18 protein-coding genes are annotated in these 25,423 nt (G+C 56.3%); 14 read left to right on the top strand and 4 right to left on the bottom strand.

Annotated elements, in window-relative coordinates; translation table 11 throughout:
* Positions 1-52: 52 nt before the first annotated feature.
* Positions 53-1,645, top strand: a complete 1,593-nt coding sequence (locus tag HDE80_RS03485; RefSeq protein WP_184667946.1) for a DUF4034 domain-containing protein — start codon at positions 53-55, stop codon at positions 1,643-1,645.
* Positions 1,646-1,700: 55 nt separating this feature from the next.
* Here HDE80_RS03485 and HDE80_RS03480 read toward each other — a convergent pair whose 3' ends face one another.
* Together HDE80_RS03480 and HDE80_RS03475 are read right to left on the bottom strand one after the other, a co-directional pair.
* Positions 1,701-3,074 (bottom strand): HAMP domain-containing sensor histidine kinase, encoded by a 1,374-nt coding sequence (locus tag HDE80_RS03480; RefSeq protein ID WP_184667944.1) that lies wholly within the window; start codon positions 3,072-3,074, stop codon positions 1,701-1,703.
* A 44-nt stretch (positions 3,075-3,118) separates the two neighbouring features.
* Complete coding sequence (locus HDE80_RS03475) at positions 3,119-3,832, bottom strand: response regulator (protein ID WP_184667942.1); 714 nt, start codon at positions 3,830-3,832, stop codon at positions 3,119-3,121.
* A gap of 300 nt (positions 3,833-4,132) precedes the next feature.
* Here HDE80_RS03475 and HDE80_RS03470 point away from each other — a divergent pair, with 300 nt between their 5' ends.
* The 6 genes from HDE80_RS03470 (at position 4,133) to HDE80_RS03445 (ending at position 14,275) form a co-directional block, all read left to right on the top strand.
* Complete coding sequence (locus tag HDE80_RS03470) at positions 4,133-4,429, top strand: hypothetical protein (RefSeq protein WP_184667940.1); 297 nt, start codon at positions 4,133-4,135, stop codon at positions 4,427-4,429.
* A 23-nt stretch (positions 4,430-4,452) separates the two neighbouring features.
* On the top strand, positions 4,453-5,385 hold the full coding sequence (locus HDE80_RS03465; protein ID WP_184667938.1) for a helix-turn-helix domain-containing protein: 933 nt from the start codon (positions 4,453-4,455) through the stop codon (positions 5,383-5,385).
* A gap of 291 nt (positions 5,386-5,676) precedes the next feature.
* Positions 5,677-8,649 (top strand): TonB-dependent receptor, encoded by a 2,973-nt coding sequence (locus tag HDE80_RS03460; RefSeq protein WP_184667936.1) that lies wholly within the window; start codon positions 5,677-5,679, stop codon positions 8,647-8,649.
* Positions 8,650-8,981: 332 nt separating this feature from the next.
* Positions 8,982-10,652, top strand: a complete 1,671-nt coding sequence (gene hutU / locus HDE80_RS03455) for a urocanate hydratase (protein WP_184668807.1) — start codon at positions 8,982-8,984, stop codon at positions 10,650-10,652.
* 78 nt (positions 10,653-10,730) lie between these two features.
* Positions 10,731-11,447, top strand: a complete 717-nt coding sequence (locus tag HDE80_RS03450; RefSeq protein ID WP_184667934.1) for a hypothetical protein — start codon at positions 10,731-10,733, stop codon at positions 11,445-11,447.
* Positions 11,444-14,275 carry a type I restriction enzyme HsdR N-terminal domain-containing protein gene (locus HDE80_RS03445; RefSeq protein ID WP_184667932.1) on the top strand — a complete coding sequence of 944 codons (2,832 nt, stop codon included), beginning with the start codon at positions 11,444-11,446 and terminating at the stop codon, positions 14,273-14,275. Before HDE80_RS03450 ends, HDE80_RS03445 begins: the two co-directional genes overlap by 4 nt.
* An 898-nt stretch (positions 14,276-15,173) precedes the next feature.
* On the opposite strand, the gene HDE80_RS03440 is transcribed toward HDE80_RS03445, so the two are convergent.
* Together HDE80_RS03440 and HDE80_RS03435 are read right to left on the bottom strand one after the other, a co-directional pair.
* Entirely contained in the window at positions 15,174-15,602 is a 429-nt protein-coding gene (locus HDE80_RS03440; RefSeq protein ID WP_184667930.1) for a hypothetical protein, read from the bottom strand.
* A complete protein-coding gene (locus HDE80_RS03435) occupies positions 15,602-16,474 on the bottom strand; it encodes a DUF6731 family protein (RefSeq protein WP_184667928.1) in 873 nt (290 codons plus the stop codon). Before HDE80_RS03435 ends, HDE80_RS03440 begins: the two co-directional genes overlap by 1 nt.
* Positions 16,475-17,016: 542 nt before the next feature.
* Here HDE80_RS03435 and HDE80_RS03430 point away from each other — a divergent pair.
* The 7 genes from HDE80_RS03430 (at position 17,017) to HDE80_RS03400 (ending at position 25,125) form a co-directional block, all read left to right on the top strand.
* Positions 17,017-17,655: a hypothetical protein gene (locus HDE80_RS03430; protein ID WP_184667927.1), complete on the top strand. Its 639-nt coding sequence runs from the start codon at positions 17,017-17,019 to the stop codon at positions 17,653-17,655.
* A 222-nt stretch (positions 17,656-17,877) separates the two neighbouring features.
* Positions 17,878-19,254 carry a DUF6438 domain-containing protein gene (locus HDE80_RS03425; protein WP_184667918.1) on the top strand — a complete coding sequence of 459 codons (1,377 nt, stop codon included), beginning with the start codon at positions 17,878-17,880 and terminating at the stop codon, positions 19,252-19,254.
* 140 nt (positions 19,255-19,394) lie between these two features.
* On the top strand, positions 19,395-20,045 hold the full coding sequence (locus HDE80_RS03420; RefSeq protein ID WP_184667916.1) for a hypothetical protein: 651 nt from the start codon (positions 19,395-19,397) through the stop codon (positions 20,043-20,045).
* A 113-nt stretch (positions 20,046-20,158) separates the two neighbouring features.
* Positions 20,159-21,013: a trypsin-like serine protease gene (locus HDE80_RS03415; protein ID WP_184667914.1), complete on the top strand. Its 855-nt coding sequence runs from the start codon at positions 20,159-20,161 to the stop codon at positions 21,011-21,013.
* A 386-nt stretch (positions 21,014-21,399) separates the two neighbouring features.
* A complete protein-coding gene (locus HDE80_RS03410) occupies positions 21,400-23,616 on the top strand; it encodes a hypothetical protein (protein WP_184667912.1) in 2,217 nt (738 codons plus the stop codon).
* Positions 23,617-23,713: 97 nt separating this feature from the next.
* Positions 23,714-24,259: a hypothetical protein gene (locus HDE80_RS03405; RefSeq protein WP_184667910.1), complete on the top strand. Its 546-nt coding sequence runs from the start codon at positions 23,714-23,716 to the stop codon at positions 24,257-24,259.
* A gap of 68 nt (positions 24,260-24,327) precedes the next feature.
* Positions 24,328-25,125: a hypothetical protein gene (locus HDE80_RS03400; RefSeq protein WP_184667908.1), complete on the top strand. Its 798-nt coding sequence runs from the start codon at positions 24,328-24,330 to the stop codon at positions 25,123-25,125.
* The last annotated feature ends 298 nt before the right edge of the window (positions 25,126-25,423 follow it).

The raw sequence follows: 25,423 nt of genomic DNA, 5'->3' as shown, positions 1-25,423 counted from the left end.
CCTCGCTGGGCAATGCTATCTTTCCGGCTTCTTGCCAGGGGAGGCACGGCTAATGGATGCGCGCGCACGGTGGCTGTCGGTCACAGGGATTGTTGTTCTGGTCGTCGTCAAACTGGGGCTGCTTGCCTGGCATCTGGGTGCGCTGCAGGGTTCGGATTGGGCATCCCAATTCAAAGCGCCTTTTGTATCGACACCTATGCGCAAGGCACAGCCTTTTACGCCGGCGGAGATCAGCGCCTTTCTCGCCCAGGCCAAACAGGCCAAAGTCATCGCTGATCCGCTGCAACGCTGCCTGACGTTTCCCGATCCACCCGGCAGCCACTGGTCGCATGAGGCGGTGGTCGCGTATTGCCACTACACCACACAGTCCGCTATCTCAGCGGCCGAGCTCACAACCCTCATTCAGAACGATCACGCGGATCAGGTCGACAAACGTATGGCTGACGCCCTGCAGGCGCAGCGCACGCAGCCGGACGCGCGCGGACTACTTGACCGCACCTTCATCATGGATTTCAGAGATTCGTCGCCCGAGTTGCGCGGCATTCTCGACGCCTGGAAAAGGCAATCGCCCAACAGCGCGTTTGCTTACGCGGCCAGCGGCGATGCCTACGTTATCGAAGCGCACGATGCGCGCGGCAGTCAGTCTGGCCGGCTCACATCCAACGATCATTTCGAATCCATGCAACGGTTGCTTCAACTTGCCGATGACGATTTCAGCAAGGCCCTCGCGCTCAATCCGCTGCTGACGCCCGTCTATGCCGGCATGATCGAGTCCGGTACTTATGGAAGCCATAGTTACGGGGTCAACGCGGCCAATAGAGGTCTTGCCGTCGACCCCGCGAACTTCTCCATCTACGTTCGGTTGATGCAATTGTCCGAGCCCAAATGGGGAGGTTCCATTAGCCGCATGCAGCAGGTGGCGGCGCAGGCACAAGCGCATGTGCCGGAGAATCCACTGCTCGCGTTGCTGGCGACGGATGCGCCGGCTTACATGGCCAGTGGCAGCGACTGCGACTGCTTAGGCGTGAGTTATGTGCCTGACTACCGCAGCGTATTCGACAAGGCTGCAGGATTTCGCCCGTTGGCGACGGCAGGCAGCATCGCGTACACAAACGACCATTCAGGTGCAGCCCTGGGCCTGGTCTATTCGGCCGAAGCGTTGCGGTTTGCACCGAACGAATCCGATTCGCGCTCGACGCTGTCCTACGAACTGTCAAAGCACGGCGAGGCTCAATGGGCCAAGGAGGAGGGCGATCGTCTGGTGGCAGAGTCGCCGTCCAGCGCTATTTCCTATGACACGCGCGGCTACGCCTATGAACATCTGCAGGATTATCCGCATGCGCTGGATGACTACGGCAAAGCGTTCGAGCTTGATCCGACAGACCAGTGGCCACTGGTGCAGATCGGCATCATCAATGTTCATAAAACGCACGACTGGGACAAGGCCTGGGCGAACGCCGATCAGCTGATCAAGCTGTTCCCCGATCACCCGGAAGGCTGGATTCTGCGCCTCAGCGTGGAGAAGGATCAGCCGCGCGCCGGGCTGCACGACACCATGGTCTATTTTCTCGCTCATTTCAGCCACGATCCCAACCAGCAGGCCGCCGTGCGTGAAGTGCGGCAAATGCTCGCCGAACACAAATAGCGCTAGCCGTGCCGCCGCCCGGCCTGCGGTTTGGTTGTCCGCCTCGACACCGAACTTATCCTGCCGCGAGTGGTAGCGCCATGACCACGCGCAGGCCTCGGTCCTTGCGATTGCGCAGTTCCACCGTTCCGCCGTGATCGAATACGATCGCCCGCACCGTGGCCAGTCCCAGGCCGATGCCACCGGTTCCCCGGTTACGTGAGGCTTCCATCCGGAAAAACGGCTCGAACACCTGCCGCTGAAGGGCATCGGGAATGCCTGGGCCATCATCGTCGATCTCGAGCAGGCACTCGTTGTCGGCTACGCGCGGGTGCATGCGCACGCGCTCGCCGTACTTCAGCCCGTTTTCGACCAGGTTCACCACCGCCCGGCGCAGCGCGACCGGATCGCCTTCCAGCGTGATCGCCGGTCCAGGTTGCACGATCACATCATGGCCGACGTCGACCAGATCATCGGCCACGCTCTCCACCAGAAGTCGGAAATCCAGCCGCTGTTTGTGCACGCCCAACGAGCGGTCGTGGATGAAATCCAGCGCCGCCGATATCATCGTCTTCATTTCCTGGATATCGGCTTCGACCTTGTCGCCCAGTGGGCTCGGCAGGCCGTCCAGACGGAAAGACAGGCGCGCCAGCGGTGTACGCAAGTCGTGAGCAATCGCGCCGATCATGTGCGTGCGTTCCTGCATCATGCGATTGATGCGTGCCTGCATGGCGTTGAACGAGTCGACCGCGCGCAACATCTCTCGTGGGCCTTTGCGGGGCACGGGCGGTGCATTGGTGTCGTTACCGAGCCGTTGTGCGGCGTCAGCGAATTGCCGGATCGGCGCGGCCAGGGTCCGTGCAAACAGCCACGCGATCGGCACAAGAACCAGCAACCCAAGTCCGAACAGCCAGAGCAGTTCTTGTTGAACCGTGCTGGGGAAAGTCTCCGGTGGCTGCGATGCGATGCGCCACTGGCCGTCCGACTGGCGCAGCCCGATGACAAAGCCGCCGTCCAGCATGGCGCCCGCCGGGCCGTTGCCGACCTTGGTATCAATCGTCGTGTCGGTGACATAGACGCGCAATGCGTCGCTGGAAACATTCATCAGCGAGGACAATCGTTCCGCCATGCGTGATGACGCCTTGGCGTCGTAGCCGCTGAATGCTGTTGGGGCCTTCGCTGAAACATTCACATCCATGTCTACGGGGGGCGGTGCAAAGCGCCCCATGTCCGGCGCTGGCGGCACGCCAGGTGCGGGCCCCATGCCTGGCGCGGGTGGCTTGCCGGCTGCGGGCGGTTTGCCGGGTGGGCCGAATTCTCCGTCTGGCTGATGGTCCGGCTGCAGCGTAGTCACAAGATCGATAAGGTTGACGCCGTTGGTCTGCAACGGCGGTCGCAGTGCGAGAACGGCAAAGCCGATGGCCGCGGATATCACTAATGCGGAAAGCATCAAAAGAAACGTGCGCGCGAATATGGAAAGTCGCGGCAGGTGGGTCACAGTCGGAATACCTTGGGAACCAGCATATAACCCTCGTTGCGAACGGTACGAATCAGTTCGACCTGCGAGCGGTCATTTAGTTTTCGGCGCAGACGACTGATCTGCGTGTCGATGGCACGATCGAAGACTTCGGCGCGGCGGCCGTGCACCAGGTCGAGCAACTGGTCGCGGCTCAGGATGCGCTGCGGGTGCTCGACGAAACTACGCAAAAGAGCGAATTCGCCATCGGAGAGATTGATGAAGATGCCCGTTGGATCACGCAGGTCGCGGCGCATCACATCCAGGCGCCAGCCTTCGAATTGGTAGGGGCGGGCATCTACCGTGACGACGGGTTCGCTGCTGTTGGTCCGCCGCAGTACCGCGCGTACGCGCGCCAGCAATTCGCGTGGGTTGCACGGTTTGGCCAGGTAATCGTCAGCCCCCATTTCCAGGCCGATGATGCGATCGGTATCGCCACTGAGCGCACTGAGCATGATCACTGGTGGCCCCTGTTCATGCGCGAGGCGACGCGCGGCGCTCAGGCCATCCTCACCGGGCATCATCACGTCCAGCACCACGAGATCCGGCCGTTCGCGCGCGATCGCCAGATACATCTGCGCAGCATTTGCTGCGCCCTCCGCGCGATAGCCATGTTCGCGCAGAAAGCCGGTCATCAGGCTGCACAGTTCGGGATCGTCGTCGACGACAAGTATCAGGGATGGTCGGTCCATTACCAGGAATTCGGCTTGTCTAGGCGGGTTGATGTGTTGAATACCAGATCAGTTTACGAGGCGTATGTCGGCTGGGCCAAACACTGACACAAACCTGACACATGTAGACAACCGCATGGCACATGCAGGGCGTAATTTCATCCCTGTGGCGCCAGCTACGGGCTGTTAAGCGGCGTCGCATCGGGCCCTGCGGGGCACACAGGGAGGTGGCTTGCCACGACGCCACGCCGTTCCCGGACTGGAACGAGCACGGTATCCGGCTTACTCGGGTCGGCCCATCAACCTCTACGCAAGATCTCCATGAAGACATCCACTTTTCTGCCTTCGCTGATTTTCGTCAGTATTTTCGGACTGGCTGCCGTGGTCTGCGCACAGACTCCTCCGTCGGCCGATCCATGCGCGTGCGATCCGGGCCGCAACCCCAAGGTCGATGCCGCGCTCAAGGCATGCGAGAGCGAGCTTGGCGGCACGCCGGGACATCCGGTCGCCCGCGAGTTGATAGACAAGTGCATGGAAGCCAAGGGCTTCAAACGGCCTCCCGGTCCGCCGCCGGGTTCTGGTAACCCACCGTCACCACCGCCGACGTCGGGCTCGTGAGTCTTACGATGATCGGAGGGCACATGATTCAAAGCACGAATGCGAATGCGAACCGCCGCGCGGCCGAGCATTTCTGGGCGCAGCTCAAACAGGGGCGCCCGCCAAACGGCGATACCAGTATCTTGCTCAACGGTTATGCCGGCGAGCGTTTGCGCCTGGCTACCTTCAGGCATGCGCCGCACGTGCTTACCAGCGAGAGTATCGCCCGCCCGCATCGTCAGGCGGCGCTGCTCAGCTTGCAGCTGGAAGGTGATTCGTGCGTCGAGCAGCACGGGCGCTACTGCACGGTTAACGCCGGCGATTTCTATCTGCTCGATCTTTCTCGATCGTTTCGAATGGAAACAAGGCAATCGACCGTCCAGACCATCTACCTGCCGATCGCCGTGTTGCGGGATGCTGTGCCGCAAGTCGAACAAGCCTCCGCGGTCGTACTGCATGGTCACCTGAGTTCGGTCGGCTACCTGCGTGTGCTGTACCAGGAAATCTTTGCGCGCGCGTCGCAGCTGACCGAGTCGGTGGCGGGGTATCTGCTGGATGCGATTCCGCACATGCTAGCGGCGGCGCTGCAAAGCAATGCGCCCGCATACAAGGCGCCTTCATCGCAATTGCGTCAGCACTATAAACAGTTGGTGCGGCGCTTTGCGCGAGATCACCTGGGTGACCCCGGGCTGTGCGCAGAGACCATCAGCAAGGGTGTCGGCCTGTCGACCAGTTACCTGTTCGAGTTGTTCGCCGATGAGGAAGCCACTCTGATGCGCTGGGTGCGCAGTGAGCGGCTGTCGCGCTGTCGTCGCGAGTTCGAAGATCCAACGGCGCGTCGCAAGAGCATCGCGCAAGTAGCCTACAGCTGGGGCTTCGGTGACATGGCCCACTTCAGTCGCTGTTTTCGTGAAGTCTTTGGCGTGTCGCCGCGTGGATATCGCCAGAATGCGCTTTTCGGAATGCATGAAAAATGAAATCACGGACGTCTAGACGTCCGATTAATAATCAAGTTATGCCCTATTTTTTGTCATTCTGTCACGTGACTTTAACGTTAAATTGAAATTGCTTCGATACAGCCAGCGCAAAAGGTGAGGGTATCAATCCTCCATTGGCAGATCGTCGTCAGGACGCCGTTCTCGTTACCTTTTCCCCACTGCCGACCAAGCTGGTCGCAGGAACGCCGCATCGCATGCGTGTGTTTCTGCAGTGCTGCAATTCAATTAACCAAGGGGTTTCTCGTTGTGCTTATAAACAGATTGCAAATAATGCACCTCAGCCAGCTCAGTCTCGCGCTGGCTCTGGCCATCGGCAGCACAAGCGCACTGGCGCAGTCGACCACTGGCAGCATCTTTGGTCAGGCGCCCGTCGCCAAGGGTGAGTCTGTGCAGGTAAAAAACACGACCGGCATCAGTCGCGAAGTGCCGGTCGATGCGAACGGTCGCTATACCGTTGGTTCGTTGCCGCTGGGTACCTACACGGTATCGCTGATAAAGGACGGTAGTGCCATCGACTCACGCGCCGACGTGAGCCTGCGAGTGGGTTCGGGTACGGAAGTGTCGTTCGTCGCCGTTGCCGCCAAGAGCCTGGACACGGTCAGCGTATCGGCCAGTTCGCTGCCGCCCATCGACGTAACGAGCGTAGACGCACGCACGGTGATTACCGCACAGGATCTCGTCAGGTTGCCGCTGGCTCGCAGTGCCGAAGCCATCGCCTTGCTTGCCCCTGGCGTGGTTCCCGGTTATAGCGGTTTCACCAGTGGCACCACGGGTGGCTCGCTGGTTTCTTTCAGCGGCTCATCGGTCACCGAGAACGCTTACTATCTCAACGGTTTCAACACGACCGATCCCCTCAGTGGTTTTGGCGGTATCAGCCTGCCATATGGCGCGATCGATCAGGAAGAGATTCTCAGCGGCGGCTACGGCGCGGCCTTCGGTCGTTCCGATGGCGGCGTCATCAGTCAGAGTGGCAAGCGCGGCACCAACGACTGGCACTTTGGTGCCCAGGTGCAGTGGACGCCGGCATTTGCCAATGAAACAACGCCCGACACGTACTACGTGACCGGTTCCAACGCCGGCCAAATCTACCGTCGCAATTCGGACGACAAATCGTGGCTCGCCACCGAGAGCGCCTATATCGGTGGCCCGCTGATCAAGGACAAGCTGTTCTTCTTCGCCGCCGTCGAAGGTCAGAAGCAGTCGGGTAACAACATCGGCAGCACGACCTCGTCTTACAACACGAATTACGAGTATCACAACCCGAAGTGGTATTCGAAAATCGACTGGAATATCAACGACAGCAATATCCTCGAGCTGACCGGCGCGTCGACCACGCATTCCTATCAAGGCAACGAGTACACCTACGATTACACCACCGGCAAGACGGGTGCGTTCAATAGCTCGGACACATCGATCAAGAACAATGCGCAGGTCTACATCGCCAAGTACACCAGCTACATCACCGACGATCTGACGCTTACTGCCCTGTATGGCAAGCAGAAGATGACGTATTACAACGAGACACCCGGATCATCCAGCGACCTGATCTATATCGACGATTCGGAAAACGAGAACCCTGCCATTACGGGTGGCACGCCAATAACCAATAGCCAGACCGTCTCCTCTCAGGCTGATCCCGACCACACGGCAACCACCAACAACCTGCGTCTGGATCTGGCGTACAAGCTGGGCAATCACACCATTACGGCCGGTATCGACAACCTCAACTCGCACGATGTCGATGACGGCACAACGTCGACCATGTGGGTCTATGGCTACGGGGATGCCAACACGGCGATCAGCGACAGCCCCTATGTCGCCGCACCGGCGACTGGCGCCGGTGGTTCGACGGGTTACTACGTGTCCAAGTACATCTATGACACGTCGGCCTCGGTACGCGTCGCACAGCGTGCGCAGTATGTGGAGGACAGCTGGCAGGTCGACGATCGCTGGCTCGTCAAGCTCGGCCTGCGCAACGACCAGTTCACCAACTACAACCCGAACGGTGAAGCCTTTCTGCGTGTGACCAAGCCACAATGGGCGCCACGCCTCGGCTTCAGCTGGGACGTCAACGGCGATTCCTCGTTGAAGGTCTATGGCAATGCCGGTCGTTATTATCTCGCCATGCCGGCCTCGGTGGCTTTGCGCGCGGCGGCGGGGTCGCTGTACACCAACGAGTACTACACCTATACCGGTATCGATGCCAACGGATATCCGACGGGCCTGACGCAGCTCGCTTCATCCACGGGCGGTGCGGTATCGGCCAATGACGAGTACGGCCAGTCGCCGGACGCCAAGACCGTTGCTGCGGCCAACATCAAGTCCGAGTATCAGGACGAATTCCTGCTGGGCTTTGCGCAACAGATCAATACGAGTTACGTATGGGGCATGAAGGCTCAGGTACGTAAACTGCGCAACATCCTGGACGATATCTGCGATACCAGCACGATTCTGACCAAGGCCGAGTCGCTGGGTTACAGCATCGATACCAGCGCGATGAACGGCTGCTACTTGTCCAACCCGGGTCGCAGCAACACCTACGTGTTGAAGAACACCGCCGGTGGCTACGACGATGTCACGGTGTCCGCGGCCGAGTTCGGCGATCCCCAGGCCAAGCGCAGTTACTACGGCCTGGAAACCTTTCTCGAGCATCCGTTCGATGGCAAGTGGCAGGGCAAGATCGATTACGTCTTTTCGCGCAGCTACGGCGATACCGAAGGCCAAGTGCGTTCGGATATCGGCCAGAGTGACGTCTCGGCGACGGTCGACTGGGATTACGGCCAGGTGATGGAGCACTCCAACGGCACGCTGGCCAACGATCGCAAGCATCAGCTGAAGATTTACGGCTCTTACCAGCTGGCGCCGGAGTGGATGCTCTCGGGCAACATCTTCATCGCCTCGGGTACGCCCAAGACCTGCCTTGGCTATTACGGGGCGGACGAAACCAACCCGATCGGTTACGGCAGCTACTACCACTATTGCGGTGGTGTCGCCTCGCCGCCAGGCGCTGCGGGCCGCGAACCGTGGCAGCACATCTTTTCGCTGTCCGCCGAATACCGTCCGATGTGGGCTGGCCAGAAACTTGGTTTCAATGTGATGGTCTACAACTTGTTCAATAATTCGGTACCGACGTCAACCTATGCCATCTATGGCAGCTCAACCGCTCTTAATACCAATTACGACCGGGTCACCTACTGGAGCACGCCGCGATACGTGCGCTTTGGTGTGAACTACGACTTCTAATCACTGCCCCGGTCAATATTTCGCATACCAATAACAAGTGCCTGAGCTTTGCCCGAGCTTACCCCCAAGGCACAACGATACCCTCCGATAGGCCGCGATCCCTCAGTCGCGGCCTCTTTTTTTATGAGGTGTAGCGCTGGCATCGTGCCGGACAATGGGTTGCTGGGGCGTTGGCGACGACCAGGCAGCAAGCAGGATCAGGCGACTCCCATAGGGTCGTGCGCGGTGTTGGGCGGGGGTGGTCTGCCTTGCCCCTGACGCCGATCGACCCGCAACCACGCATTGGCGGCTGACCTATACTTCAGGGAGTCATCCACTTGAGCCCGTTGCCCATGACCGCACCGACCCGCATCGACACCACCCGCGTCATCCGCGCACCGCGCGGCACCGAACTCAGCTGCAAGAGCTGGCTGAGCGAGGCGCCGTTTCGCATGTTGCAGAACAACCTCGATCCGGAGGTGGCGGAGAACCCGGCGGAGCTGGTGGTGTACGGCGGTATCGGTCGCGCGGCGCGCAACTGGGAATGCTTCGATGCGATCCTGCGAGCGCTGCGCGAGTTGAACGACGACGAGACCTTGCTGGTGCAGTCCGGCAAGCCGGTCGGCGTGTTTCCCACGCACGAAAACGCGCCGCGTGTGCTCATCGCCAATTCCAATCTGGTGCCAGCGTGGGCGACCTGGGAGCACTTCAACGAGCTCGATAAGAAGGGCTTGATGATGTACGGTCAGATGACCGCCGGCTCGTGGATATATATCGGCTCGCAGGGCATCGTGCAGGGCACCTACGAAACCTTCGTCGAGATGGGCCGCCAGCATTACAACGGCAGCCTGAAAGGCAAGTGGATACTCACCGCCGGTCTCGGCGGCATGGGCGGCGCGCAGCCGCTGGCCGCGTCGTTGGCCGGTGCGTGCTCGCTCAATATCGAATGCCAGCAGAGCCGTATCGATATGCGTCTGAAGACGCGCTACGTCGACGAGCAGGCCACCGATCTGGATGACGCGCTGGCGCGCATCGAAAAATATACAAAGGCGGGTGAGGCGAAATCGATCGCGTTGCTTGGCAACGCTGCCGACATCCTGCCGGAACTGGTCAAGCGCGGCGTGCGCCCCGATGCCGTCACCGACCAGACCAGCGCGCACGATCCGGTCAACGGTTACCTGCCGCAGGGCTGGACGGTGGAGCAGTGGTTCGAGCGCCGCAAGAGTGACCCCGACGGCACGCGCGATGCCGCCAAGCACTCCATGCGCACCCACGTCGAGGCCATGCTCGCCTTCCACGCGCAAGGCATCCCCACCTTCGACTACGGCAACAACATCCGCCAGATGGCCAAGGATGAAGGCCTCGCCAACGCGTTCGCGTTCCCCGGTTTCGTGCCGGCCTACGTGCGCCCGCTGTTTTGCCGCGGCATCGGCCCGTTCCGCTGGGTCGCGTTGTCCGGCGACCCGGAAGACATCTACAAGACCGACGCCAAGGTCAAGGAACTCATCCCCGACGACAAGCACCTGCACAACTGGCTCGACATGGCCAAGGAGCGCATCAGCTTCCAGGGCCTGCCAGCACGCATCTGCTGGGTCGGCCTTGGCCAACGCCACAAACTCGGTCTCGCCTTCAACGAGATGGTGCGCAACGGCGAGCTGAAAGCGCCGGTTGTCATCGGCCGCGATCATCTGGACAGCGGCAGCGTCGCCTCACCCAATCGCGAAACCGAAGCAATGAAGGACGGCAGCGACGCCGTCAGCGACTGGCCGCTGCTCAATGCCATGCTCAACACCGCTGGTGGTGCGACCTGGGTGTCGCTGCATCATGGTGGTGGCGTAGGCATGGGTTACTCGCAACACTCCGGCGTGGTGATCGTCTGCGACGGCACGCCGGAAGCGGACAAGCGCATTGCGCGCGTGCTGTGGAACGATCCGGGCACCGGCGTGATGCGGCATGCGGATGCGGGGTATGACGAGGCGATTGCGTGTGCGAAGGAGCAGGGGTTGAAGTTGCCGATGGTGTGAGTTTCATAAGCGATTTTTATGCGCATGACCTAATCGCATAGATTCTTAGCAATTCAACCTAAATCTTGGTAGCTGTCGATGACCAAACCAATCGGCGAAGGCATCTGCGTCCATTGCTTGAGGTACGTAGATAAGCTTACCTGGGATCATGTTTTCCCCGTTTCCTGGTATCCACATCGCACCTCCCCAGGCATTGAGATGTGGAAGATGCCCGCGTGCCATGAGTGCAATCATGCATACGGCAGGATGGAAGAGAATTTGCTGCTTCGCTTGGCTATGTGTGTCGACCCAGAGGCGCCCGCAACTAAGGAGATTGTTCAAAGAGCACTTCGCGCTGTCGATGCGGACGCTGGCAGAAATTACAAAGACAAGCTTCGACGCTACAAGAAGAGAGAAAGTATCCTCCGTAATATTTCGAGTGGCGACCAAATTAGCTCCGAGGGTATCTATCCACAACTCGGAGAAAGATGGGGGCGACCTGTTGATCAGCAATCGGCGATTTCCGTGAAGGCTGAAAGCTTTGCAAAGTTCGCTGAAAAAATCGTGCGGGGAATCGTCTTTATACAAGATGGCCATTTGATCGATGACCGATACCAAATCGTATTCGCCGCTTTGACGCCCGAAGGCGATCGTGAACTAGATAGTTCCTTTCGAGATCACGGTTCTATTCATGCTCTTGAGCCCGGTATAGTTGTAACCCGTATTGCGCCCGAATCAGATCCTTGTGTCGGAGCCTTTAGAATCGAGGTCTGGGGGCAGTTCCGAATGTTCGTTACAGTGCAGCTACGCGCATGACTGATTTTTGGTCAAAGGTACCTTTACTAAACGAGTTCCATAGTGAAGCGGATGTTGAGCTCCGGCTAGTGCAGCCGCTATTGCAAGCGCTTGGTTATGAGAGCGACGATATCGCGCCAAAGCACCCGGTTGTCTTTCACGAAGGAAGAGTCGGTAGAAGGCCCGAAGCAGACTTTGTGTGCTTCTGGGGATTGCTGCGCACGCGGGACAATTCGCTGCTCGTCATCGAGGCAAAGAAGCCTGGTGAGTCTATGGAGGACGCCAAAAAGCAGGGTGAGTCTTACGCTCAAAACTTGCGGGCGCCGCTTCTGTTGCTCACAGATGGCAAGACACTGGAACTTTGGCAGATGCAGATCACGTCGGAAAGCCAGTGCGTCCTAAATATACCGGTCACATCCTTGGCGTCCCAACAAGGTAACGTCGAGCGATTTTTAAACAAAGTCGCCGTCTACAACTACTGCAAGTCGCTTTCGTTCAAAACGATCGTCGAGGCTGCGGCTGATTTCGGCGGTTATGAAAAGGCCGAACTGAGACGAATGTTGCGCGCCGAGCCATCCATCGTGCGGACTCTGCGACGCGCAGAAACTACCCTTCAGGCCAACTCACTAGAGACGAGTCGCCTGCTAAGCGACTTTTCTTCCGGCGCAATTGTGATCGCGGCATCCGGCTACGGTAAGACGACGCTATGCAAGGATGTTTTCAAGCAGGCAATAGAAGAGCGTTGGTGTGGACATCATAAATCACTTCCATTTGATGTCCCCCTTCCTGACCTCGAGCAGTCGGGCGACTCGCTGGTAGCGTTCGTGCGAAAGCGTTTGTCGGCGCATCATTCTGGTGTAACCGCTACATCATTCGCTACGATGCTAAGCGACACTGGAGTGACCATCTTTTGCGATAGCTTTGACCGAATCACGGCACAGTTCCAAAAGAAGGTTACCGTCGAGTTTACAAATCTTCTCCGCGACTACCCCCGGATACAGCTTTTCATTTTTTCTCGAGCAGCGCTCAAGCCGAATGTGTCGCTGCCATTGCTTGAGCTTGAAAAACTGTCGGATGAGCAAGCTCTTGAACTTGAAAGGGTCATTCTGAGTGACGGAGATGCCCATAATTTCTCAATCATCGGCATGATGTCTTCAACGTTGCGGTCCCTCTGCGTCAATCCGCTGCTATTACGCCTGACTCTGGAGTATTGGAAGCGTGAGCGTGATTTTCCGCGAAAGATCGAGTTCCTATTTCAATCATGGATCGACACCGTCCTCGAAACCGAGCCGAGCGATCCCGTATCAAAGCTGCAGCGGGAACAAGCTCTTGTCGCATTGGCGGAGGCCACTACTACGGCTCCGATTAGTGGAGCCAAAGCCATTGCTCGATTGAGTGATCGAGGCATTCCGGCAGCGGTGCTCAACGAACTTATCCAATGCAACGCCGTCAGGATGACTGGGGAAGTCCTCGAGCTACAGCATGAAGGCCTGGCCGACTATTTGCGAGCTAAGGCTTTGGCCACTGCAAACGAGGCTGAGCTATCGCACGCAATCACGACGCTTACAGTTCCCCCAGATTCCTTCTTCCCAGTCTTGCTGATGGCACAGCTTCCTAGCCGTAACTTGCAGTCCGCGCTTTGGAAGCGCCTAACGTCAGCCCGCATCGGCATATATCTTGATGCCCTGCGTTATCGCTTTGACGTCTCCGATGAGCTTTCTCAGATGGACTTGGAAAGACTTTCCCAAGAATATCTGCACGATCTCATCGACGGCATCGAAGTTCCCCTCGCCGGATTTTTCCCCGAGATGCGCGCTTCGGTAACGAATATGCTGACCGGCGTTATAGATTCCACTCTTGCAGCGACAGGGTATGCCAGTGCTCAGCCTGGTTTCATTCAATATAAGCTGCATGCGCGGGAGCCCGGGGAGCCCCGTGTGATAGCTGGTGCACCGACATTTCCTGGCATCATCCGTGGAGTTAATCTCGATCTATCTCGCTACCGTATCGACAGCGCGCGCTTGCTTGGCATGACTTTGCTGCAGAATACATTGCAGGATGCAATCAATCACCTCGACATCAAAGGGGGACCAACATGGGCTGCCGAGCGGCTTATTGGGCGTGTGCGCTACCTTGTCGAGAATCATGGCGTAGCCGCAGAAATAACGGATGATTTAGATAAGTTGTACTCACTATTGAAGCCGTCAGAGAGCATTTGGATCGATGACGGCTCGTACTTTTGCAAAGAGAGATTTTCCATCCAATCGCTTCTGGATGACATCGCCACATTGCGGGTGGCTGGCGTAACTAAGCTCGAACCTTGGTGGTCCAATTTGGGATGGGACGACGACGCCTTAGTAGTGGATGAAGAAATCTACCGTCGCGTACTGGATGAAGAGCATCGACGGGTGCAAAAGGTTTATGCCGAAATTGTTGAGGCGTCTTTTCGTGGCATGAAAGCGGAGATGATATATTTTCCACTATTGCCGATTCGTTGGAAGTTGACCGTACATAGGCGTGATCGTCGCGAAGGGCTTTCGACCATCTATTTCCATTGGTTTCCGGTAGAGTCTTGGCAAGACGCGGGAGCGGATGTCTCTTTTTCGAGTGCTGGCCCGAGTGCGATGCCCGATTGGAAAGAAGTGCAAGAAGCACTCGTCAAGCTAGGACGCCCATCTACACGTATTCCTTCTTTTGGGGGATGGACGATGCATTTTCCTTACGATGGCACGATGCCTAATGGTTATTTCAGCGGAGCAACGTCTGTCACAAACGAGGTTTGTTCGTGGCTCGAGGATGACCTTAAGCATCTCTTTGAGGGACTACCTTCAAGCGATGGCGCGTTTTAGTTTTTGTGGTATCAGGAAAATGCCGCCGATGTTTCACTTCTGTGATGCGAGTGTATGAGCACGTCGTCGTGGGCGAACGCGTTGCATTGGTGGCTCAAGCATGTCCTAGGTAGTGTCGACGGCTTTTGCGCACGGGTTATCAAAAGGATGTCCGCACCCATCTTTCAGCGCCGGTGGTAGTTCGTGTGGCTGTTGTGGAATCTGAGTGACATTGAAGCGTTCGGCGACCTCGCTGCTTAGTTCATCCCTACGACTAAAGCCATAGATGCTTAAAGCGCGATTTGGCTCAATGACTGTCTCTAGGCACGCACCTAGAATTGCGAATAAGTCCGCGCGAATGAGTGTGAGCATCACCTCGTCGCGACTCCATCCAGGGCCACGTCGAGCCAGCTGAGGCGTGCCTCCGTGGGTGTACTTGTGAAGCCACTTTGATCGCCCGCCCTTCTGAAATCCGTCAACAATTACTTGTATCGGTGGAAATATTAGCGTCAGGTCTTTTGCCATATCTCGTAACAGCGGTAAGTCAGCCGCACTGTTCTCAACCGGAGTCGTTGGCAATGCTTGTATGCTTTCGCAGCTTGCCACATACATCAGCCAAAAAGCGGCAGTCGAAGCCTCAAGTAAGGGACGTAAGAGAGCGCCAGCAGTTCCGAACTCTTCTGCCTCAACCAATCTGATAAGACCAGAGTGATGCTCGTGTGCGAGATCGACAGCGCAACGGGCGAAGTTGGCCCTAAGTGAGGGCGCTGGCCCCTGCGGTAGCAGTACTCTCACTTGGTCATTTTGCGCTCTTGACTGCGAAGCGCGTTCTCGAATCGTACGAAGACATTCTTGATCCATTCTTGGCTCCGTACAGATTTTTTGTCGATCGCGTCCATTAATTACTAAAGTGCCGGGTTTAGTTGCGTGTGGCGAGTAAAGAGGTAGCAACTCTACTAACACGAAAAATTGCCACTATAGAAAAAACGGTCAGGCCGCCAAGAAGCGCCTCAAGCTGCCAGTATTTTTCTGGTACCCAAAAAGCTATCCAAGTAAAAAAACAAAGAACGAGGCTTGACCATAATGCTTCATTCAAATAAACAAGCAAATCCTTGAGATATTCAGATTCACGCAATCTGGTGAATGATTCATTACTCATAGAGAAGAGAAGGGCATTTAACGTTGCCATAAAACCAGAAAAAATTCCGCCTAAGGTAAGCAAGGCGGATTTATAACCATCTCCGCTGGGCATTTTCATGTCCAGAGCATAATGTGCGATTAACAACCCCCCTGTGCAGACGATGCCGCACATCCAAGGATAAAATCGCTCTCGCTGCAGCTCAGTCATTACAGGACATTTCTCCAGTTACTCCAAGCCCACGCTAGTGCGCGGAAACGCTCGTTCTGATCCAGACGCCTTCCTGGGCCAATCGTAATATGCGATTCAGTTACTAACTTTTCATCGAGAAGATCAACCACCTCAATGTGCCCGTCTGGCGTCTCACGGCCTGCGATTTGCGCGCTGGTCACCATATCGGTGTGCTGAATCATTTGGGTCAACGCATCTTTGACGCGCCCAGTCAGGCGTCGTTTACGCTCGGTGCCTACCGAAATAGTGATCTTTAGTTTCGCTCCGTCCAGATCCGCGCCTATCGCCGCGATGGTGCCTAGGCCTATACCTTGCTGACGATCTTTAGCTCGCATTTTGGTTAGATCTAACGCCATTTCAAAGCGCCGTACTTCATTAGCGGCCAAAAATCTACGCTGTGCATCGGGATCAAGTTTGATAGTTAACTCATAAGAATTGGCTTGATTTGCAGCATATGAGGAAAAGTACCCCGCCATAGCAGAGGGGCGCACTCCATAATGATTGTATTGCGTGATGAGCCATTTCTTCTGTGGGATATATAGGGCAGCAGTTTCCTCCCCGAAATATTCATCTGGGGCTAACGCAATGTCATTTACAGCAACGTCCTTGGATGCCTTGCCAGGCCCATGTGTATCTCGAAGCTTGACGAAATCAATGTAAGTTAGCTTTTCGCCCGAGGCATTTATCGGATCAGTTTTAACCCGATCAATCCGTACGCTGGAGGTAATAACTGTCCGAATTCTGTCTGAGATTCGGTGGTTGCTAATCGTATTGATCAGTGTTTCGAGAGGTACACTATTCGCTGTTTTCGATACCTTGAACGCATGGATGTAAATCTTAGCTGTGGTCATCGCTGTTCCCCTGTGGTCCTGCCATGGACGGGAGCCGGTGGTAGCCCTCCCCCTCGTCGCTAAGCCTACACCCACATTCGATGGGCCTCACTTCCAACGTGCGGCACGTCTCAAGCAGGGGATTCGGATAAGGCTCAGCGATCGAACGCTTCTCTGCCAGCAGCAGTAAGCCATGAAGTTTGATTTCACGGAAAAGGGGGCGGAGGCAATTAATTTGGGTTAATTCCCTCCATCCGCCCCTTTTCCCAAATAGGTTCACTTATCCACGCCTCCCTTGACTCCCCTCTATTGCAGTAGCAGACTCGATTCCAAGGAGCCTAGAAACTCCGTCGTACAGCGGTACCCACCTCCGATAAACCGGTGGGGTTTTTGTACCTACGTGTGTTGTAGGTGCAACCGACGCGATGCCTGCGTCGGGAGGGCGGCTAATACAACACCCGCAAGGGGAATACGCCCGCCGTCTGTACGCGGTTTCTAGCCTCCCGACTTCCCGTCCGGCGTCATGCCGTGGACGGGCACTTCGATGGAATCAGGAGGCGGCCATGTCAACGTTCGATTCGTATGATCGGGAAACGATGGGTTATTTTCTGCCGGAGAACAGCCAGCTCCGGCTGCAGAAACTGCACGAGTACGCTGAGTTTCTTTCGCATATCGCGCAACCGCGCACGCCGGACGTGCAGCAGGAATGGATCCCCGAGATCAATGTGGAGCAGGTGGCGATCTGCCTGGAATTGCTGGCGGAGCAGGTAGGGCTCGTGCTGGACGACCTCTCGTTTCCGGCCTACCGCTCCGAAAGCGACGCAGCGCCTGCGGCCAGCGCGACGCCTGAAGCCGCAGAGGCGATGCCCAGCGACGCGGCTGGCCGCTACCTCTTCGGCATGACCCTGGAGCAGGTCGATACGCTCAACCAGCTGATCGACATGATCGTAGCTCATGGCGATGTGGTGACCGCCAGCCATGACGCCGAGCTGGCCGACCACACGCTGTCGCTGCTGGGACATGCCATCTTCAGCGACGCGCGCGCGGTACGCGAGATCATCCGTCAGGTGGAATCGCAGAGGCTCAACCCACCGCGCAGTTCGCACACCGGCGTAAGCGAAGAGCAGGGTGTCTACCGCGTCGCGCGAAAACGGGCTCGCGTTCACTGGGTAAAGAACGCGAGCACAGGTCAGATTCACTAGAATCCTGGTAACTCCAGGTTCACTTACTGAGCTAAGTAAGCTGCGTGGGTCAGAGCCACTTACTCGACTTCTACGAGAATTTTCTGAGACGCGCGAATGAGCGCTGACCTGGTTGACTTGCACGTCTATTCGATTGACTGATGCCACAATACCGCTTCCGCCTGCTGCCCATAGCGGGCATCCGATTTTTTAGGTGAGTTGGGTCTTTGAAGGGGAACATGTATGAATGCGATTCAGAACAAGGAAGTTCCGTATGGTTGGTCGAGTGCGCTGATGCTGGCGATTGCCCTCTGCGCCATGCTCTCGACCGCCGCCCATGCTTTTGATGCTCAGCAAAGCGAACCAGCCAACACGACGATTAGTTTGACCCGCTCGGCTTGCTTCGGTGATTGCCCAAACTACACCGTAGTAATTCACGGCGACGGACAGGTGCGCTTCACCACGGATATATCGCCAGTCAGCGATGTCGATGCGATACATCGCCAATTCGCTCAGTCAAAGGGTGTGCTCGTACCTGGGACACATCAGGACCGCGTGCTTCCGCAATCAGTTGCAGATTTGCTCGCACAATTCCAGCGTATTGGGTTCTGGGGTTTGCAAGATCGCTATGAGGCGCGCGTGACCGACAATCCCACGCAAATCATCACGCTAGAAATAGGTGGCCGCCACAAGAAGGTCGTCGACTACGTGGGGACCGAGGCGGGTATGCCGCAGTCGGTGCGAGACTTGGAGGACTCGATCGACCGCGTAGCGGGCACGGCACGCTGGGTAGACGGCACTACCGCTCTTATTCCATGGTTGGTAGACCAGAAGTTCGATTTCCATTCAATGCAGGCGACCGAACTTGCTGTTGCCGGAGAAAGGGGTGCGGCTGATCAAGCCACTGTGCTGGCGCTGATCGATCGCGGCGCGCCGCTGAATCTTCCCGTCGCGGGCGATCCATCACCAATCGACGGCACGCCCAACCTTGAGCCAGGCGGCATCTTAATGATGCAGGCGGCAATCTTTCGCGGACATGTAGAGTTGTTTCGCCGTTTGGCTAAGGTCGGCTGGCTTGCCCGCTGGGGCAAAAATAATGCGGCTGAATCGTTTGCGATGAACGCAGCAGGCTGTTCGCCGGAATTGGTCGATGCGGCAGCCGCTGCAGGTGTCGATATCGACGCGGCACAGCGGCCGATAGCTAAAGCCGCTGCCTGGGAAGGGCAAAGTCGCACAGCGCTTAGTGAGCTTGCCGCCACGTATAGGTGCAACGGGAACGAAGACGCACAGCTTCAAACCGCCAAGCGTTTGTTGGCGCACGGCGCGAACCCCAATCATCGCGATAGCTTGGGCCGTACCGCGCTATACGGAGTTGAGAATCTACAGCTGCTCAACTTTTTGTTGGCCAGGGGAGCAGATGCCACTATCAAATCCAACGATGGGAAAAGCGTGATCTTTGGAAGTTGGGCCGACACAATCGTCTTGCGCTTGTTGCAAGCTGGAGCAAGCCCTGTCGGGCACTACGATGACGGCAAGACATTGGCGCAACAGACTGTATCGCGAGACATGCCGCAAGTTGCGAAGTGGTTGGCTGATCACCCTGAGTCATACCATCGATAAAAAATAACGGTGCCGAAAAAGGAGGCCGGTTCGTTTAATTTCGTTTTGTAAATCGCAACAAAAAGGCCAGGTTCACTTTCTTTTGGCACGGTCGAGCGAAACGCGGGGTAAAGGATATGTACTCTCAGGGAAAAGCACCGATGGGCGATCATCTTGAAATCATGAGGCGTGTGGGTAAGGTCCTGATCGTTGTAGGCCTCATCGACATCTGCTTCATGGTGTACTGCCTCGCCAATGGAAAGGGCTACTCGTCGAGCCTCAATATCTTTGCCTTGGTCGCCGGAATTTTCTTATGGCGCGGCAGCATGCGAGCAGCCCGCCTCGTGACGCGGTATTCGGCATTTGGTCTGGCCGGCGGCTTGGGCCTATGCCTGCTTCTGGTTCCTTTCATGCGTCCCGCGGGGTTATGGTTGGCGGAATTCAGGCTGAGTCCTTTGGTTACTTTGGCCTCCATAGCCATGATGGTGGTGATGTTGGGATTGCTACTGTGGACCTATCGCGAGATGCGTTCGCCGGCAGTCGTTGCGGGGCTGGTTGCGGCTAGCGAGGATTCGGCGGTCCCTGTCCGTTACTTCGTCATTGGTGCGCTGATCCCACTGTTCATCGCCGTAATTTTTCATTTCACGCTGCATGGCGATATCGGTGCGAAAGCCATCGAATTGGCCAAGGCGAAGTACGGAGACAGCTACCAATACAGCCCGACTTCCTTCAGTGAGGCAGGTAGCCACGCCTCGGTGACGCTCGATGCCTACAACAGTCACGAAATTAAATCGGTGACTGTCGGTTGGTAGCGACAAAGGGCTCGAACTAAGTGGGTCCGGGTCCCTTGATCGAATCCGACCCCGCGTGAGTTCGTATCGAGATCAGAGAATTTCCCCCCGTCCTTTCTTACCTGAGAACACGCATGTTGTCGAAGTCTCTTTGCCTGGTGTTGTTGGTCCTTTCCTTCTCCGCCAGTGCGGTCGTCATTCGCGACGATGTCGACGACGCGAAGTATCGGGTTGCGGATGCCGAACTGCCTGCACTCGCCGATATACCGACGGAAGGCCAAGGCGTGTTGATCGATCCGCGGTGGGTAATCACGGCGGCACATGCGGTGACATGGCAATCCGGCGGCATCAACGAGGTGACCATTAATCATGTCCCTCGGCATGTTGAACGCGTTGTGCTTTATCCGGGGTATCAGAAACTTCCTCAACCCCTTGTCGACAAGGCACTAAAAACCAATGACGCGACGCAGATCATCGCTTTCCTCTCAGCATCGAATGACGTCGCGTTGTTGAAATTGAGCGAGCCGGTCACTGATGTTGCCCCGATCGCCATCTACAGAAAAAACGAAGAACTGGGAAAGATCATCAAGATCGTGGGTAAAGGTGCGACTGGAACGGGAGCGAGCGGGCAGGTTGCCAGCGGTGCCCATCGCACGGCTCTCCGTCGTGCATTCAACAAGATCATTGGCGTTCAAGACCGATGGCTCTGCTACACATTCCATAAGCCGCCATCGGCATTGCCGCTGGAAGGGATATCGGGCGATGGCGACAGCGGCGGCCCCGTACTCATCCAGGTCAACGGCCAATGGCAAGTGGCTGGGCTGGTTTCCTGGAAACGTGGGAAAGACAATTCAATCCTTATGCACCCAGGCTTTTATGGCCAAACCAACTACAACGTCCGCCTGAGCCATTACGCGAAATGGATTGATAACGTCATCCTTACCGACAAAACACACAGCGGTAGTAGCACCGTGGATGGTGAGAACTGATTAGCGAAGGGTGTTAGGGATATTTTCCGCCTTACGTAATCCGGCGGTGCAGTCGAAGTTTCCTCAGCGTTCGATAGCGACTTTCTGCAATTCCACTTGTAGGCCTCAACTTTAGTATTTAATTGCCAGATTTGTGGTGCCTGATACGCTGGTTGGCATCGGGCTTTTGTAGGGACGCCCGATGACAATACACCGCAGGACATATGAGGTTACTCGGGAAGGGGCAACCTTACACTTTTAGCTCGAAACCTTAGATCGCGACCCCGTCTAAATTGCGGATACGCCTCCTAATTTTTGCGTAAATAGTAAATGGTGCTTGAGAGAATAGACTGCGACAGATTCAATGATCGCCACAGGTCGTGGCAGCGGGAAAACAGGAGTAGTCATTGAAAAGCATTTTCATCGTGAAAAGCGGTTGGTCGCGCCGGTTCGCTATCGTCGTATCAGTACTACTAGGTTGCGCTGGCGCCTGCAAAGCTTCGACGACTGCAGTGTTTCCAGATGGGTTTCTCCGATATCCACCGTACAACGCGTTTGATTTTGAAGCCACGCGTCTTGTTCCGGCCTCAGAGGGCGCCCTGACAATCTTTGAGATGTCGGACTCCGACATGAGGTATATCGGTGCTGGCGTTCGATGGATGTCCTACGCTGACTATGAGAAGAAGGAAGCCGAGGCCGACTATGACGGAGTTGAGGCTAAGTTGTGGTCGGAAGTTCAAGCGATGCGGGCGGCTCCAGACGGAGATGCGGCATATGCTGCGGGCAAATCTCTACCGGTAGCGATCCGCCTGTACATCGCAGGCGCCCTTGATTTTCACGTTGCCCATCCGGCTAAGGTAAATGCATCTCAGGACGGGTCGGTACAAGGAGCTCGGCCGGCGCCCGCTGTTGCGATGAATGCTGCACAAAGAGTGGCCTTAAATAGAGCCATCTCTCGTTTCCAGGCTATAGTGCAATTGCCCGTCGCTGAGGCGAATTATCGGGACGTGGCCGCCGCTTATATGTTGGGCAAGTCCTTGATACTTCGAGGATCGCCCGGAGATGAAGTCAAGGCGCAAAGCGCGTTCGTGCTCTGTCGAGATTTGGCGAAACGCGGTATGCGAGATCCGCTGGGATTGGCCGTTTCAAGTTTCGGTGAACAAGCCAGGCTTGAACGCGCGCTGGGCGACATTCCGTCAGCTGTCGCGCTTTATGCTGAGCAAGCAAGTTACCAGTCGAGCCAGGGCGTAGCGTCACTGAAGTGGGTGGCCCAGGCTCTTTATGCTGATCCAACATCGATGGCCAAAGCCGAGCGCCATCCTTTGGTGCAACGGCTTCTGGTTGATTACGCGCTGGCGATCAACGACAACGGCATCCTTGAAGATTTCATCTATAAGGACTACTCGACTCCGTCTACACACAGGCATGCATCACCCGCTCTCTACGACGTCGCCGGAATAGGACCAATTTTGGAGGCCGCGAAAAGCTGGCCTCTCGATGAGGTGGCAGCTCCCGATCATCTAGCCGCGCTTGCTTATCGATTCAATAATCTTGTCTTTGCACGGAAGCTTTTGGCAAGACAAAACAGCGCATTAGCTTGGTGGCTTCGTTCGAAATTAAGCCTCGCCGGTGGAGATCGGCCATCAGCAGAGCGCGCTCTGCTCGCCGCGCGAAAACTCACTGCTTCTGATAGTTTTCAAAATGCGTCAAGCGGATTGTCATCCTTCAATGCTGAGGGAATATGTCACGAACTCATACAGCTTGAGCGTGCGCGAAGCGAATTTCAGTTGGCGTTGAGTAACGGCCTTGCATGCGACAGGCAGGCTATTTACGTCGATAACATGGGTGAACTCAGCTACATCGCCAATGGAATTTTGACGACAGCTGAAGAGATAGCCTTTGTAAATTCTCATACGAAAGGTGATCAGAAGGATGGGGCAGGCGATGGCCTGAGGTCCGAATTGGCAACGCGACTCGTCAGAGAGGGGCATCTCCATCAGGCGCTTGAGTATGCCGAACACTATGGCGCCGCCTACACGGATGCCGCAGGGACGGATGGCCCGGAGAAACCAAGGAGCCAGTACGATCTGCTTCAAGAATACGTCGGTGCACAGGATCAGATAAAAAGCGGCGGTTCACAGGTCAAAAGGGCGCAGGCTTGGTATGTATCGGCCGTCTTGACGCGAGTCCATTTTGACTCAATCTTTGGCGGTGACTCTTACGCAGGTGAGCATGCAGCGGCTGGTTATCCTTTTCCCGCCGTCTCTCCAGCCGAAAAAAATCGCGTAAGAGCTGGAGCTCAAAAGCAACATCAGCGAGATACCCATTGGTACATCGCCTACGACGATGCGCTTGAAGCAGCGAAACTGGTTCAACCAAGATCACAAGCTTATGCGGCCATACTTTGCCATGCAGCGCATTGGATGCATCAGGCGCCAGCCGTTGGAGGGCATAAACCTGCTGCTGCGTTCGCCGCGACATATCGTCTGTACATCAAAAACGGCGCATACGTACCGTGGGGGAAAACGTTTGGTCAGGTATGCCCTCAACCCGATTTTCAGGAAAGAAAGGGGCAGATTCATTTTCCACTATTTGGATATGAGCCAGACGCCTTTATGCGATAAAAAGCGGGTAACTCCGGAGCGCACTTTTACGCCGACTTAGGGTGTCGACTTTGACTACAGTGTCGATGCAAATACGGCATACCAGGAAGGATGGCGTATGAGAATTTTGCTGTTTTTGGTATTGACCTTTGCGGCTCCGAATATTGCGCTGGCCGATCCCTGCATCGACAACATTCCGTCGAGGCTTCAGGCGGCTTTGCGGCAGCGGTTCACCGATGAGCGCTTACCCGTCGCTACCGATTCAGCCGAAGAGAATCAGCTAGCAGCCAAGAAAGAGGGGAAATGCCTTCTGGAAGCTCGCATGGATTTGGATGGCGATGGCCGCAAGGATTTTGTGCTGCTGATGCCCTCTGCGAAACACCCCAAAGAGTATCGGCTTGTCGTAGCGTTTCAGCGGTCTAATGGCTGGCATCTGATGACGATAGAAAAAGATTTGGGCTACGAATTCGCCACCCTTGCGATAGATCCCGCACCTCCTGGTCTCTATGTGCATACGGATGCTTTTGCGTTCGTTCCCTCACCTAGGGAAGTCGAAAGATTCCACGCTAAGCACAGTGGCTTTTATCTGGGCATTGTAGAGGGTGCGGCGGACGCTTATTTTCTGAATAAGGGACACTGGCTACACGTCCATTCGATTGATTGATGCCGCTTCGATTGCACGAGAAGGCCGTTTATGTTCCTGTTTCACGCGCGCTCACATGAGGGGACACAGTGTTTAAGCGTCTGCTTTTTTTGATCGTGTGCTTGAGCGTGGCTCGACTGTGCCCGGCAGAAGATTTCCGTCCGTTCGATGGTCCGCAGCCGGTTCTCGTCGCTATTGAAACGGACCCTTGGGCGATGGTGTTGGGTTCCGACTCGCCGAGGGTCGCTATCTACGAGAATGGCGATGTGATTTTTGTGCGGGGGAGCGGAGTCAGTGAAGCCTATTACTTCACTCGGCTGGCACCAAACGAACTCAACGGACTTTTACTACAAGCCAAGACGGCTCTTGTCGGCCAAGGACTGAAGCATCGCTACGACCTAGGCAGCGCGACGGATTTGCCTATGGCAAAGTTTTATTTCCATGACGGCGGTACTTCCGTGGCTACCGAGGTCTACGGTCTGGACTGCTTGCCACCCAACCGATTCCAGCGAAAATCCGGCTCGGGAATGCCACCACATTCTTTGCTGGATTTGAATAAATCGCTTTGCAGTCTAGATGTCGCCAACAGCAAAAAGTGGGTGCCGCGATACGTCGAAGTGATGATGTGGGACTATGGATATGCGCCAGGCCGTTCTGCTTTTTGGCCAAAGGATTGGCCAGGACTGAATTCGCCGCGAACGATCAAACGCGGCGACGCTTACTCGATCTTTTTGGATGGAACAATGCTCCCAAAATTGCAGTCTTTTCTGAGAGGCATCGGGCAAAAGAGTGCGACAGTGATCGACGGAAAAAAGATGGCTGTTTCCTATCGCTATCCCTTTCCGAGCGAGCCGATTTGGAGCAAGGCATTTCGGTCGATCGAATAGAAGGCAAAGAGCTATCGGGATCCTATTCGCTTATCCGCGCATGTCTTGACTCGCCTTCCTTGCAGAGTAGCAGACTCAATCCCAAGGAGCCTAGAAACTCCCCAAACAGCGGTACCCACCTCCGACAAACCGGTGGGTTTTTTGTGCCTGCATCTGTGGGCGCAGCCGACGTGACAACTGCGTCGGGAGGGCGGCGAATACAACACCCGAAAGGGGAATAAGCCCGCCGACTGTTTGCGGTTTCTAGCCTCCCGACTTCCCGTCCGGCATCATGCCGTGGACGGGCACTGCGATGGAA

Origin of the sequence: Rhodanobacter sp. A1T4, assembly GCF_014207185.1 — a bacterium.
Classification (GTDB): Bacteria; Pseudomonadota; Gammaproteobacteria; order Xanthomonadales; family Rhodanobacteraceae; genus Rhodanobacter.
Note: the sequence above shows the minus strand (reverse complement) of the source record. Positions and strands in the feature narration are given on the sequence as shown.

Bases quoted from the DNA above. Each gene is read 5' to 3' on its own strand.
- HDE80_RS03450 (WP_184667934.1), top strand. From the start codon at position 10,731: ATGACCAAACCAATCGGCGAAGGCATCTGCGTCCATTGCTTGAGGTAC.
- HDE80_RS03430 (WP_184667927.1), top strand. From the start codon at position 17,017: ATGTCAACGTTCGATTCGTATGATCGGGAAACGATGGGTTATTTTCTG.
- HDE80_RS03480 (WP_184667944.1), bottom strand. From the start codon at position 3,074: ATGCTTTCCGCATTAGTGATATCCGCGGCCATCGGCTTTGCCGTTCTC.
- HDE80_RS03460 (WP_184667936.1), top strand. From the start codon at position 5,677: ATGCACCTCAGCCAGCTCAGTCTCGCGCTGGCTCTGGCCATCGGCAGC.
- HDE80_RS03445 (WP_184667932.1), top strand. From the start codon at position 11,444: ATGACTGATTTTTGGTCAAAGGTACCTTTACTAAACGAGTTCCATAGT.
- HDE80_RS03440 (WP_184667930.1), bottom strand. From the start codon at position 15,602: ATGACTGAGCTGCAGCGAGAGCGATTTTATCCTTGGATGTGCGGCATC.
- HDE80_RS03435 (WP_184667928.1), bottom strand. From the start codon at position 16,474: ATGACCACAGCTAAGATTTACATCCATGCGTTCAAGGTATCGAAAACA.
- HDE80_RS03415 (WP_184667914.1), top strand. From the start codon at position 20,159: ATGTTGTCGAAGTCTCTTTGCCTGGTGTTGTTGGTCCTTTCCTTCTCC.
- HDE80_RS03405 (WP_184667910.1), top strand. From the start codon at position 23,714: ATGAGAATTTTGCTGTTTTTGGTATTGACCTTTGCGGCTCCGAATATT.
- HDE80_RS03470 (WP_184667940.1), top strand. From the start codon at position 4,133: ATGAAGACATCCACTTTTCTGCCTTCGCTGATTTTCGTCAGTATTTTC.
- HDE80_RS03420 (WP_184667916.1), top strand. From the start codon at position 19,395: ATGGGCGATCATCTTGAAATCATGAGGCGTGTGGGTAAGGTCCTGATC.
- HDE80_RS03465 (WP_184667938.1), top strand. From the start codon at position 4,453: ATGATTCAAAGCACGAATGCGAATGCGAACCGCCGCGCGGCCGAGCAT.
- hutU (WP_184668807.1), top strand. From the start codon at position 8,982: ATGACCGCACCGACCCGCATCGACACCACCCGCGTCATCCGCGCACCG.
- HDE80_RS03425 (WP_184667918.1), top strand. From the start codon at position 17,878: ATGAATGCGATTCAGAACAAGGAAGTTCCGTATGGTTGGTCGAGTGCG.
- HDE80_RS03485 (WP_184667946.1), top strand. From the start codon at position 53: ATGGATGCGCGCGCACGGTGGCTGTCGGTCACAGGGATTGTTGTTCTG.
- HDE80_RS03475 (WP_184667942.1), bottom strand. From the start codon at position 3,832: ATGGACCGACCATCCCTGATACTTGTCGTCGACGACGATCCCGAACTG.